At 49.2% G+C, this 13,609-nt stretch carries 7 protein-coding genes, 1 pseudogene and 1 riboswitch; of the genes and pseudogenes, 6 read left to right on the top strand and 2 right to left on the bottom strand.

The annotated features are described in order from the left end of the window. Window positions 1–23 precede the first annotated feature (23 nt). Entirely contained in the window at window positions 24–308 is a 285-nt protein-coding gene (locus ACE6ED_RS24835; RefSeq protein ID WP_410830117.1) for a hypothetical protein, read from the bottom strand. Continuing rightward, the gene (locus tag ACE6ED_RS24830) at window positions 301–1,320 is read right to left on the bottom strand and encodes a TIR domain-containing protein (RefSeq protein ID WP_410830116.1); all 1,020 of its coding nucleotides are present in this window, start codon (window positions 1,318–1,320) and stop codon (window positions 301–303) included. Before ACE6ED_RS24830 ends, ACE6ED_RS24835 begins: the two co-directional genes overlap by 8 nt. A gap of 588 nt (window positions 1,321–1,908) precedes the next feature. Between ACE6ED_RS24830 and ACE6ED_RS24825 the strand changes: the two genes are divergently transcribed. The 6 genes and pseudogenes from ACE6ED_RS24825 (at window position 1,909) to ACE6ED_RS24800 (ending at window position 13,607) form a co-directional block, all read left to right on the top strand. Next, on the top strand, window positions 1,909–2,115 hold the full coding sequence (locus ACE6ED_RS24825; RefSeq protein WP_410830115.1) for a helix-turn-helix transcriptional regulator: 207 nt from the start codon (window positions 1,909–1,911) through the stop codon (window positions 2,113–2,115). Beyond that, on the top strand, window positions 2,115–2,438 hold the full coding sequence (locus ACE6ED_RS24820) for a hypothetical protein (protein WP_410830114.1): 324 nt from the start codon (window positions 2,115–2,117) through the stop codon (window positions 2,436–2,438). The genes ACE6ED_RS24825 and ACE6ED_RS24820 overlap by 1 nt, the downstream gene beginning before the upstream one ends. A 38-nt stretch (window positions 2,439–2,476) precedes the next feature. Next, window positions 2,477–2,590 (top strand): annotated as a pseudogene (locus ACE6ED_RS24815) (transposase); the annotation flags it as partial. Between the two features lie 168 nt (window positions 2,591–2,758). Next, window positions 2,759–3,073 (top strand): hypothetical protein, encoded by a 315-nt coding sequence (locus tag ACE6ED_RS24810; RefSeq protein WP_410830113.1) that lies wholly within the window; start codon window positions 2,759–2,761, stop codon window positions 3,071–3,073. A gap of 915 nt (window positions 3,074–3,988) precedes the next feature. Then, window positions 3,989–4,081: riboswitch (cyclic di-GMP riboswitch) on the top strand. 51 nt (window positions 4,082–4,132) lie between these two features. Continuing rightward, a complete protein-coding gene (locus ACE6ED_RS24805; protein ID WP_410830112.1) occupies window positions 4,133–6,457 on the top strand; it encodes an S-layer homology domain-containing protein in 2,325 nt (774 codons plus the stop codon). A 25-nt stretch (window positions 6,458–6,482) separates the two neighbouring features. Then, window positions 6,483–13,607 (top strand): DUF6531 domain-containing protein, encoded by a 7,125-nt coding sequence (locus tag ACE6ED_RS24800; RefSeq protein WP_410830111.1) that lies wholly within the window; start codon window positions 6,483–6,485, stop codon window positions 13,605–13,607. Window positions 13,608–13,609 lie beyond the last annotated feature (2 nt).

Below are 13,609 nucleotides of genomic sequence, written 5' to 3'. Positions count from 1 at the left end.
GACTGAGACCAGCTCCATTGATATTACCGGACAAATGAAGGTTTACGGGTAGAGACCTTACCGCTAACGATTTCAACATACTCCACGTCTGCGCCTTCAACCGAAGGCCCTATAAATATTCGTGTGTTTAACGATTTTTTGGGTAAGGCCGAATGTTTTTCGGTAAGACGGCCAATTTGAGTGGCCGGGATATACGATACCATTTTACCAGGGGAAGCAGAAGCTGCTGTCCTCATTTGATCCGTATGGCGTAGTCCTTGATTGGATCCGAATGGATGAGTTTTTGCTTTGCGAGGACGTTTATTCATTTCGAATCCCTCCTACCAGATCCCGAATAGTAACTAGAAGATCATCGTTAACCTCTATGATCAATTTCAGCTGTTCCGGACTTAGTTCCTTATTACCCGAGAAGTGAACCGACAGAACATGTTCCCTACCCAGAGCATAGCACAGGACATGTACTTCGGCAATCTGCCTCCGTTTAAAGAATGTCCAATTGTCAGTCCCAAAAATCTTCAGTACGTAAATTTGCTCATCCCCCAGCGTTTTTCCTTCATTCTCCGCCAAGTGATACCTTCGGCCTCTTCCTACATTCCCGCCTACCTGGCCAATATGTTTCTCATCAATTCGTTTCCAGATTGCTGCTCCCGTAGTCCGAAACCCGTCCGGTGGCAGGATCGAATTGCGTATTGCCTCGGCATAAGCGGCATAACGCTCGCCAGCATCAGGAATAGTCACATTCCGCAGGTATTCCCAAAGAAACTGAAGAACGCTGTCTTTCCGCTGCATAAGGGCTTTGTTTTCTTCCTGAATTTCTTTTAGTTGCTTGTACAGCCCTTCTCTAGCCACAGCCGATAAAATCCGGCCACAAGCAGTGGAAACAGCATTTAACGGTCCTCTTGAGTGATCGGCAGTATACCTAAGAAGAGTAAGCCCATCCAGATCGGACGGCAGGTGAAAAGAAGCAGGACTACCTTCTTCGCTAGTCGGAACCACATTGGGAATAACGCAAAAAACTCGTTTGCGCCCGAGCCGTCCCCAAAACAGCCCCATTTCAAATAAGGTGTTGTCGCGAGTAATAAAATACGTCTGGTTTCGGATGGTAGCCACATCTTCAGCTGCAAAAACGAATATTCCGAAATCGTTTACATCCAGTTCCACACTCAGCGCTTCCATGGTGTAATCATTGGGTTGAAAGGTTCCGGCATACCAGGCATTCACTTCAACTTGCAGTTCAAGCCCTGCGGCAATTGCTTGAGCGTATGGGATCGCTTCACGCGAGCTGCCGATAAACACCCGGGGTTTTCTATGAATGGACATTGGATTATCCCCTTATAAGGAAAAAATTAACACTTCATTAGTAAGTATACCTGCTACTCCCGACATGGGAAAGAGCTAACTTATGATCTGCAGCAACAATTGATACTTATAGTCCGGGCGATGCGCTGGGGGAGAGACGAGGATGAGGTTCGGTAGGAAAAGAAGGTTAGCACAGACGGCTATCGCTGTACGCAGCAGTGTCAATGATTGGAGGCTTGCTCAGCGGTGTTTTCGCCCGACGGATCTCTCAGAGTATGCGTATGATGCGCTGAATCAGCTGGTTCAAGTGCAGAAGGCAAAATGGAACCAAAGTGGTTTACTCCTATAACACAGTGGGCAACCGTCAGAGTAAAGAAACGACTGAAGCCGGAACTGCCGTGTCAGAGTCGTACACCTATGATGCTGCGAACAAACTGCTAAATCCGCGCTCAGCATTTTTTGCTCGGAGTGGTATTGTTTAGCGGGCGATATATGGCAAGAGGATGATAAACATTGTTTTTTGAGTAAACCATATATTGACAATATGTAACCAAGTGGTTACAATAAAAATGTAATCAAATGGTTACATTAAGTAAGGGGTGGATTACATTGATTGAAAATCGCATTAAAATTTTGAGAGCTACAAAGGATTGGACACAAGCTGATTTGGCTGAACTTCTTGGAGTATCACGACAGGCAGTTATATCCATTGAGAAATATAAATATACACCTTCATTGGAGCTAGCCTTCAAAATTGCAAAAGTATTTAATGTTTCTATTAATGAAGTATTTACACTGAAGGAGGATGATAAATAATGGCATATCAAATAATAACGGCAGTTGCATTGATCGTATTATTAACGGGCTTAATTGGAAATGTATTTTACAAAGCTAGAAAAACTATAAAAAATAAAAATGATGAACGTTGGCAATCGATTCAGAGTAAGGCGAACAAAGCGACAGTTTGGTACCATAGTTTACTAATAGTGGTGCTTGGTTTGATGATATTTTTAGATGTATTCTATCGGTTTCAAACTAGTTACAGTCTTTCTCAGATACTGAATGTTGCATTTGTTGTGTTGACTCTGCAATTTACAATTGAATTAATTTTCTTGATTTATCTTGATAAAAAATTATAAGGTGGATTATCAAGAATCCTGTGCAAATAAATTATTATGTGTATAAGGTGGCGTATATGGTTTTTGGGGTCGATCTGGACAGGAATAAAGATGTGCTGGGGATGTGGATCGGGGAGAATGAGACCTCAAATTTCTGGCTTACCGTCTTGAACCTGCGCACATGGTAGAAGCTATCACCGGCAACTCCGCAAGGTGACGAAGGGCAAGAGATTTTCCCTACCGATAGCCCCAGATTTTAAGGAAGACAAACTAATCAATGATGGGATGAAAAGTGATGGAGCAAAAAATAAAGCCTGATGCAATGAACAGGAGGGAGACTTTTGGGGGAGTTTGACTTCAAAGCAGGTAAGGTTATTTTAAACGATTTTGATTTTGTAGATAATCTTTCATACGCTGAGCAGATTTGGTCGTTTAAAGAAGACATTCTTCAAGTTCGATATAACAATATTTATGTTCTAGATTTGGGTTGGTATCCAGAGTTTGATCTAAAGAACGGGAGTTTTAAATTGGTTGTAGTGAAAATAGATGATTGGTTAAATCCATATTTCTCTAAAAGAACCCGGTCCATCAGTGAAGTACGAAACTATATTGTTGAGGCGGTAGCAGTGGCAGAAACAGTTAGCTTGATGCGTTAAGATAAAAACGCGAATAGATCTGGCGCAGTTGTCTAAGGAGGTCAAGCACAGATGTGAAGAGTAAAAATATAGTAAGGATAATATTTGCACTGCTCTTTGTTTTTTGCATAACGACTATATGTATTAAATATAATTCCTATGAACAACGTATACTGCTATTTGAAGCAATCCGAGTGTACTTGTTTATATACTGCCTTGCTGTCGAATTACCCTTAGCAATCATACGGAACCGCAATAAGTGGAATAAGTTCTGGGAGAAACTAGTGTTATATTTGTTGATCCTATTCTCTATCTTTTCTTTATGTGTAGCGGGTGTGGATGTCTACTGTCTAACTAGAGACGTGTTAGATGGGTACCAAGAGAAGAAAATTACGGTCATAAAAAGGCAACAACAATTTAGAGCGAGCGATAAAGTTTGGGTTAATGATGATGATAAAGTTCAGACATATTACCTAGCTCCGGGGTACATTAAAGTAACTGTGGGAGATGCTTATCGTGTACGTTTCTTTAAACATTCAAAAATAATAATACCTGTTAACATGGCAGATTAAAACCATAGGCGACAGACGATAGCCAAGCCCCTACAAAATAGAGTACACTCTGCGAGTCATAACTTTAACTAAACTTATCATAGCACCTTCAAGAGATATCCCATTTGTTAGGTAGGGAGATATCTCTGGAGGTTTTTTATGTTGGAAAACTGCAGGAGCGCCTGCAGAGTGAGAGGAGTCAAATTAGAACGTTGCGTCAGACTCAAAGTGGAATCAAACGATAAATAAATTCAGTTTTTCCAACATCCCTAAAAAAGGAAAATATAGAACATCTTTATTATACAGGGATAAATTCCGATATTAAAAGTGTCCTATACATCAAAAGACACTTTAAAACAAACACATAGGGACAAAAGAACCGAGTTTGGAACAAAGGCAAATCCGTACGAAAGTCGGAGACGCAAAGCCACGGGCCTACTTCATCCCAAAAAGATGTTAAGGCAGCCGGGCCGCTCAAGGCACTTGGTTTTTTGGTGTGCCTGCAAATAGCATTGAGGGAGAGACGTGGATGAGGTTCGCAAGGAAAAAAAAGTTAGCGCAGACGGCCATCGCTGTATTCGCGGCCGTGTCAATGATTGGAGGTCTGTTCAGCGGCGTTCTAGACACGCATCAAGCTGTGGCAGCCGGTATGAATCCGGGGAAAACGGACTTCAGCGTATCGGGAGAAAGGCTGGTCTGGCTGGAACAGGATGCGACTGGGGTCAAGCAGGTACATACGCTGAATCAGAGCAATGGTGCTAGTACGAGACTCACCTCCAGCCCGTCCCCAAAAGATGCGCCTTATGTGAACGGCGCGATTGTGGTGTGGGCGGACAAAGGAAATGAGGCGGCGGGATCGCTCCAGTGGGATATCTACAGTACCAACCTGGAGACGGGGAAGCCCGCGAAACTCAACAAGCAGCCCGGTTCCTATGGGAATCCGACGACGGACGGAGTAGGTGTAGTCTGGTATGAACGCAAACATTACGGCAGCATGATTTATCACGACTTGGCAACAGGCGCTGAAGCCGACTTGGGCGAAGGACGGTTCCCCATGCTGGCCAGTGGAAATGTCGTTTATAAAAATGCCCGTGACGGGGGACTTAGTCTGCTGAACGTGAACAGCGGAGTGAGACGTGCACTGGTGAGTCTGGGTGGTGCAAACACCGTCGACTGGTTTGTTTTTAATGGCAGTCAGGTGCTGTATAAACAGAAAAACGGCGCTGCCGGAAGTAAGTACGTGCTGCTGAATATTCAAGATCTGATGGCACAGCCTGTGGATCTCACCGAAATGAAGGATGGCGGCACCTCTTATGCACACATGTTCATTGGTGAAAAATACGCGGTATTTCAGCAGGAGGAAAACGGTGCAGCTGTGCTGCAGCAGGTAAATCTCAATACCTCAAAAGTGACGCCGCTGCCCGCTATCGAAACGGGGGCGAAGCTGATTGGCATTAGCGGGGACAAGCTGCTGTACAGCACTAAGGACGACAACATCCAATCCTTGGATCTAAAAGAACGCAACTTCCCGGCGCCAACTCCAACACATGTCGCGAACCCATCTCCAAGCCTGACACCAGAACCTGGCCCAACGCCGGAACCAGGTTCGGCACCAGGAATGGGAACCGCCACAACCCCGGGCTCCAACCCAAATGTTAAAGTGCCCGTAGTTAGTGGAGCCAAAGACAGCCGGATCATTGGGAATACAGGCGGCGTTTTGTCTGTCCTAAACGGCTGGGCGCGGCTGGAGATTGCGGCAGGCACCTTCCCGGACAATACCGGCGTAAGTCTGGCTCAGGCGGAACTGGAAACAAAAGAGCTGCTGGATGCAAACGGACTGAAGCTGCTCAAGGCTGGCTCCGTCTGGCAGGTACAATCGGACGCTGCATTCCAGCTCCCGGTCAAGCTCGCGATCCGGTATCCGAAGGAAGAACCTTGGGTCTCGGAGCGGGAGAAGCTTGGAATCTACAGTTACGATCCGGCTAAAGGCACCTGGACTTATATAGCTGGTGTAACTGAAGTGGAGCGGGACTTTGTCCATGCGCCAATCACAGCCTCCGGATTGTATGCGGTCATGCTGCGCAATGTGCATTTCACCGATTTGGCGGGCCACTGGGCACGGCACAATGTAGAGGTACTGGCGTCAAGAGGAATTGTGAACGGAATGAACGGAAACTTGTATAAGCCAAAAGGCAGCGTGACCCGCGCCGAATTCACCAAACTGCTGGTATCCGCTCTTGGTCTGCGGCCAAGTCAGGAGGGTGCGCCGAGTCAGCCGGTTACGCCAAGTCAGGAGGGTACGCCGAGCCAGCCAGGTACACCATCCTTCCGGGATATTCCAGCTGTACACTGGTCTTACCCCTATGTTGAAGCGGCAGCGGAGGCGGGGATTGTGACCGGGGACAATGGGCTTTTTCATGGTAATGATCCGCTGACCCGTGAACAGATGATGGTTATGCTGATGCGGGCAATCGACAGCACTACGGTCACTATGAACGCTGCGCACGGACCGGACACTCTGAAGATCACCGGTACCACCGCCACCACCGCCACTACCGGTACCACCGCCACTACCGAAACCGCCGACACTACCGAAACTATCGACACCAATGACAGCATCGGCACTACCGGCATATCCGCCTCCGCTGCGGACTTGGCCAAGGCACGAGCTGGCCTCACCAAATTCAAGGACAGTGACCAAATCAGTAAATGGGCAAAAGATTCTGCGGCTGCGGCGGTGGAAAAGAAGCTTGTCCAGGGCAGCGGACAGTTCTTGAAGCCTAAGGCTTCCTCCACGAGAGCCGAGGCTGCAGTTCTGATCTATAAGCTGCTGGCGGAGTTGAAATTCCTCTAACTCATAACGGATAGGAGACCAATCTATGAAATCCCGAACGCTAAAAAGGCTGTGGCGCAGCGGCCGGATGAAAGCCCGCGTAAACCTTATGCTTGCGCTGCTGCTGGTTGTATCATATATCCCGGTTTTTCCGGGACTTAACAAGCTTACATCGTCGGCTTCTGCGGCGACGAATATGCGGATTGAGCCGAGTGAGCTAAAACCGGGGAGCGGAGAAGCTGTGATTTCGTTCAGTTTCAACGCAGCGGATGACGGCCAGGAATCTCACGAGACCAACATCAATTTGTGCACGCCGCAAAGAGATGGGTCGGCCCCGCTGCTTGGGGATTTGATCACGACCGGCGTGTATCCTACGAAAAAAAACGGTGAATACATCGTTCACGAATACAAGTGGGATGGCACAATTGGGGGCGTGCCGCTGGATGAAGGGCGTTATAACATTTGTATTTCCCCTGCTGGATACAACGGCGTGGGGGTGTATTACGGCCAAATCGCCAGCTTTGAAATCCTTGGCAGTGATGAGGTCCAGCCTCCTGCAGCACTGCAGATCAAACCGGCCGCTTCGGGGCAGTCGGTCGTGTCCGGAACTGCGGAGCCAGGGACTTCCATCGAGGTGGAGCTTTATTATCCATCCACCGGGGAGGACAAGCGCTACTCCGGCATTGCAGTCAACAGCGCAGGGCAGTGGAGTGAGCAGATTACGATTACACCAAGCAAGCCTGTCCATATCACCGCAAAAGCGAAACAAGACGGCCAGCTCTCCGGGTATTCGGAATCGCTTGTGGTGCTTCGGGAGCCTGTGCCGGATTTTGCAATCAGTTGGGAAGCGCTGGCGGCGTATTATTACAAGCTGGATAACGTGCAAACCATGCAGGAAAAAGCAAAGGACATTGCCGTCTTAAACCAGTCGGCAGCTTCCACGGGAACGATCAGCGGGCTCACCTCCATTCTGCTAACCCGTCCGCAGACCAGCCGGATTATTACCAGCGGGGATTTGGCCCAGTTTACAGAGACCTCGATTCGGCAGCGGCTGCGGATTGTGAACCCGTCCGGACAGGAACCGGTTGATCCGGCCCGGGGGGATTTTGTCTACTCGACGGATTCCATTACGCTGCAGGCCTTGATGCCGCTGCAATTTGGGTTGAATTATTTAAGCCGCGATCCATACCAAGGAGTTAATGGACTGGGATGGCACCACAGCTATGAATGGAAGCTGACTCCGCTAAGCGGCGGCAAGGTGGAGGTCAGAAGCCCGGACGGTTCGCTTTTTGAATACGTGCCGTTGACTGGAGGCGACTACCTGACCCCGCGCGGGACGGATTGGGCGCTTACTGCTCCATCTGCAGGAGCCTACACACTTACATCGCCCCAAGGCGATGTTTACCGATTTAATGGGGAGGGACTGCTGCAGTCAATCACGGACCTAAATGGCAATAGAATCACTTTGACGTATCAGGGAAACAAGCTGGATGCGGTCAGTACACCCGGAGCATCACTTAGCTTAAGCTACGACGGTGCGGGAAAGCTGGTTGACGTTAGCGATCATACGGACCGCAAAATGTTGTTCCACTACGACCCGGTAACCGGCGACATGACTTCCATTACCGATGTGGATGGGGCCGAAACCAAACTGACTTACGACGACGGCCATCATGTGCTTAGCGTATCAGATGCAAAAGGTACGGCGGCGATGAGTGTCACTTATGATGAACATCAGCGTGTCACCGGTTATACCGATTTTTATGGAGAGTCGAGTTCATCCAGCTACGAAGGACGTGTGGCTCCTGTGGTCCGGGGCGAAGAGCCGCAGGACGGTCAGCCCAAAATTGACCCTGCGAACGGGCGGGACATTCCCGACTCGGATGAGGTAATTTTGTCCGGCACAATGCACAATCTGGCGCATGCTCCCGCATACCGTCAGGTTGAAGGGCTGAAGCCGTTGATCTCGGACTATCTTGCGGACAGCATCGGAACGATTGAGAGCAAAAAAGATGTGTTCCTTGCTTCGTCGGTGTCTGCTCCGGGCGGTATCCCTGCGGTTCAACAAGCGATTGCGGCAAGCAATGCCTCCCCCGCTATCATCCGTACCGGCCACCTGAATGTGGAGGAAAGCGTTACATTTGGATCGCCCGGCAAGCCGGTGGTTCTGATTGTGGATGGGATGAATACCAACAAGGATATCACCGTCCGGGTGTACGGCACATTGATATTGAAGCAGGGACTGAATGCCAATACCAAGCTTGCACTGGAAGTCCAAAAGGTGCAAGGGAGCTATGGCAATCTGTGGTCAGGCGGAACGATACATCTCAACAATGACTCCTCCGTAACCGTAGGAGATACACTGCAAACGGGCAGCCTGACCTACAACAGTGGAGGGTTGACCGTAGATGCCCAGCGGATTTTGATTGCAGGCGATCTGTCGATCAACACCCGTGTAGAGATGGATATTGCCCAGGAAATGGTGGTCGGGGGGATTGTGTCCAACAACCAGACGGCGAATCTGACGGTTACCGGGGGCGATTTGTTCGTCCGTGACAACGTCAGCGTCAACAACAATCTGGATGTGCGCACTGGCGGTCTGTTCGTGATTGGCGGGGATATGACGCCTAACCGGACACCGGTCGTTCATACAGGTATTGGGGCAGGCCAAACCATTTTGACCTATCCACAGAGCGGCACTGGCGGGGAGGGAAGTGCAGGAAATGCAAGAAGTACAGGAAACGAAAGAAACACGATAAATGCGAGAAGTACAGATCCCGAGCCGGCCGTTGCTGGGAGCAGTGCGGGATTGGCCTCCTCAATCGCCACAACCGACAACAAGACGGTTTGGACCAACGCGCTTCAACAGAAGACGGCTTACGTATGGAATTCCAATTTCCAGGTTGTTCAGCGGCAGGCGCCTAATGGAGCCGTCGTCAAATACGGCTATGACAGCAGCGACAGGGTAACTGAGGTAACTGATGCCAACGGCAGCAAAGGGAAATTGGCCTATGACGAGCGCGGAAATCTGGTGCAGATGACGGATGAAAATGGCTTTTCCACCATCATGCGTTACAATGCATCCAACCGGCCCGTTGAAGAGATTGATGCCTTGGGCAACCGTTCCACCTATGAATACGATGTGGCAGGCAATCTTGTAAAAAACACGAATGCTCTAGGCGGCACAGTCACCATTGTCAGAGACAGCAGAGGTGTTCCGGTGTCTGTGAAGGATGCGGAAGGACACACAACGGCCTACACCAATGATGCCGACGGATTTGCGAAAGAAATCAAGGACCCGAGCGGTTACACCACCCTTGTTGAACGGGATACCCTGCACCGGGCTAACCGGATCACAGATGCGGAGGGCATGCTGCAAGCTGTCGACTATGACAGCAAAGACCGGGCGGTTGCCGTCACCAATGCGCTGAGCCAGACGAGCAGCGTCACCTACGATGCCAACGGCAATCCTGTGGAGCATACAGATGAGGCTGGTGCCAAAACGATCAGCGATTATCAGGTATACCGGCTGAGCAGCACGGAGAATCCGCTTAAGCACAGTACAAGCAATACATACGATGCGCTTGGACGCGTGACCGGGGAAAAAGATGAAGCTGGCAATGTTACAGCCTACAGTTATGATGATGCCGGACAGCTGAAGGAAGTCACGGATGCGGAGGGTAAAACCCGCACCTATACTTACGACGATAATGGAAATCTGCTTACCGAGCAGGATGCGAAGGGTAACAAAACCTCCTACACCTACAGCAAACGTAATGAACTGTTGAGTGTAACCGACCCTCTTGGAGGCAAAACTCGCTACCGCTACGATGCGGCAGGCAACAATATCAAAATCACGGACGCGCTGGGCAACAGCACTTATTATGACTATGATGCACTCGGACGGCTGGTAAAGGTAACGGATGCGCTGGGTGCGGAAACCGAATACGAGTATGATAACAACGGCAACAGGACTGCTGTTATCGATCCCAATCACTCGATCTGGAAGACCCAATACGACAGCCGGGGCCTGGATGCAGGCACAGTCAATCCGCTGAATGAAGAAACAAAAGTCACCCGGAATACACGCGGGCTGATGACCGAATTTACCGACGCAGCAGGGCAAAAAACGACTTACGAGTACGATGATATGGGACGGAACACGTTGGTACGGAATGCCCTTGGCTATGAAACGTCCTATTTCTATAATGCTCTGGGCAATGTAGAGAAAATTATTGACGCAAATCATCACGAAACTGCTTTTACCTATGACCCGCTAGGCCGGTTAACGGATGTAAAAGATGCGGAAGGCAGCATTACTCATTATAATTATGACGCTTCCGGCAACCTGCTGGATAAGACTAACGCACTTGGCGCAGTGACCTCCTACCGCTACGATACGCTGAACCGGGTTATTGAATCTGTGAACCCGCTGCAGGAGACAACCTTACTGGACTACGATGAAAACGGTAATCTGCTGAAGGTCACCGAACCGGACGGAAATACGACAGTCTATGCCTATAATGCAGGTAATCAGCTGGCACAGGTCCAGTATGGTAATGATTTTACGGTGAAATATGAATACGATCCCGCGGGACGCCGATCCTTGATGACTGACCGCACCGGGAGCACCAGGTATACTTATGACGCGTTGAACCGGTTAACTTCGGTTATTGATCCGCGCGGCAGTAATGTACGGTACGAATGGACCGCAACCGGACAGCGCAGCCGGATTATCTATCCGGACAATACAGTGGTCAGATATGACTACGACAAGCTTGACCGGATCAAACAGGTGACCGACGGGCAAAACCAGATCACCAGCTACCAATATGATGCGGCCGGGCGGCTGACCGAGAAGCTGCTTCCCAACAACGGGCGGAGTACGTACCGATATGACGGTGCAGGGCAATTGCTGGAGCTGAAGCATATGTCGCCGGGCGGTGGGCTGCTGGAGCAGCTTACCTATGTGTACGATCCGGCGGGGAACAAAACTCGTGTCGAACGCCAGGAAGGCGGAAGTGACGAAGATAATCCAACCGGAACGCAGCGTCCGGCGGATATCTCGGAGTATGCGTATGATGCGCTGAATCAGCTGGTCCAAGTCCAGAAGCAGAACGGAACCAAGGTGGTTTATTCCTATGACACAGTGGGCAACCGTCTGAGTAAAGAAACGATGGAAGCCGGAACTGCCGTGACAGAGTCGTACACCTACGATGCCGCGAACAAACTGACTCGTTTTGAAAAAGGCAGCGACTACAAAAACTACACTTACGATAAACGCGGCAATCTGCTGGAAGTCACCGGTATCGACAGTGAATCGGCATTAAGCCTGATCAGCGCCAAAACAAATGCGCAAAAGATCACGGTGTCTAAGAGCGTATATACGGATGCAACCGGTGTGAAGGAGAACACAGGGGATATTGTAGATCCTCCTGCGGATGTTGCCGATACAACAGGTGCAGACGATTTGTCCAGCTTGCTAAATCCGCGCTCGGGCATTGCAGCACCGGCCTTAAGTCCTGCTGGAACGATCCCGGCGGAGGATTCCGCCACCTCGTTGTCCGGTCTGCCGAATGCGAAGCTTGAGCCAGGCGTTACGGATGATGTCTATGGGGCGGCTAAGGCCCTTGACCCAGCAGCACTTGTCCAAGCAGCACGGGCCGCAGGCCCGCAAGTGCTGGAAAGCAATCGTTGGGATGCGTCCAACCGCCTGGTTGGGAACACCAATGCGTACGGCGACATCACCACTTACGAGTATGACGGTGACGGTAACCGGGTCAGCATGCGGACAACCATAGGGGACGGAGTGCTGCAGGATGCATATCTGCCAGACCATCCTGCCGGCAACAGGGATGGCTGGGAGCCGCAGTATAAGAAGCGGCAGATTGAGCTTTATTTTACCAACGATGTGACCCTGAGTACTCCGCAGCCATTGACCGCAAGCGGAGCCGACGGACAGAACTGGAAGCAATCTTATGTATACGGAGCCGGTGAAGAACGGATCAGTATGAGCTACCGGGTCAGCGGGGATGCGAACAGCGGTTGGGAGCCGGCGACCGGAGCAAGCGGAGCAGGGGCGAGCGCAAGTTTAAAGACACTTTTTTATCTTAGTGATGCGCAGGGAAGCGTAATTGGCTTGGAGGGTCAAGACGGCACGATATCTGCGCGGTACCGCTACGACGAATTTGGTGTCGCCGAAGATCCGGAGAAGTTTGACCTGAACTGGTCCGGCCCGGACAATCTGTTCGGCTATACCAGCCTCGGCTATGATTATTACAGCGGTTATTCCCATGCGCAGGCGCGGGATTTTGACTCCAGCATTGGACGGTTTATTAATGAGGATACGTATGAAGGGGATTTGACGAATCCGCTGAGTTTGAATTTGTATACTTACGTGACTAATAATCCTATAAGATATGCTGATCCAAGTGGACACGAAGCGATAGTCGTATCGGGTGGAGATTACTCTGTCGATTCCCATGGAGGATATAGTTATAATTTCATCGAGCCTGCACTTAAAAAAATAAGGGAGCTAAGGAAAGCTAATTCTGACGAAACAATTGCATGGCTTATTGCTGATGCAGGGTGGAGTGATAAAGATTGGGCTAACTTCTCAGAAGCTGTTAGCTCGCTAAATGTAAATATAGTCAAATTAAGAAGTGCGGAAGATTTTATAAATTATATTAATAATAAAATTGGTGGTAACAGCAGGATGAATGATAAAATAACCAGTTCCACAGTGTTCTCACATGGATTAACAGGCATGATACCATTAGCATATAATTATAGCTCTTCATACAATAAGAAATTGGATTTAACAATAGCTGACATTCAAAATATTGATAGCAATGCGTTTTTTAATCCTATTTCGTGGTTTTACTCGTGTAATACAGGAACAGGCGGAAGTCAAAGTTTTGCTCAGGCTTGGGTTAACCAAGTTGGTGGGACAACTTGGGCATATAAAGGTAAGACAACATATCAATATATGATGTATCCAAGAGAATATTTTTCTTGGAAAGCAAAAGTCAACAGAGCACTAGGCGGTAAATGGGCTGCTTACGCTGAATTTGTTGAATTAGCCAGAATGTCGTATGGATTTTCTAGTACTGGCTCTGCACGATACCCTGAAGCTACAAACAAAGCGACTTTATTGAAGTTTACAAGATAAGG

The organism is Paenibacillus nanchangensis, assembly GCF_046543445.1.
GTDB classification, from domain to species: domain Bacteria; phylum Bacillota; class Bacilli; order Paenibacillales; family Paenibacillaceae; genus Paenibacillus_AQ; species Paenibacillus_AQ nanchangensis.
This window is presented reverse-complemented; position numbering and strand designations above follow the sequence as displayed.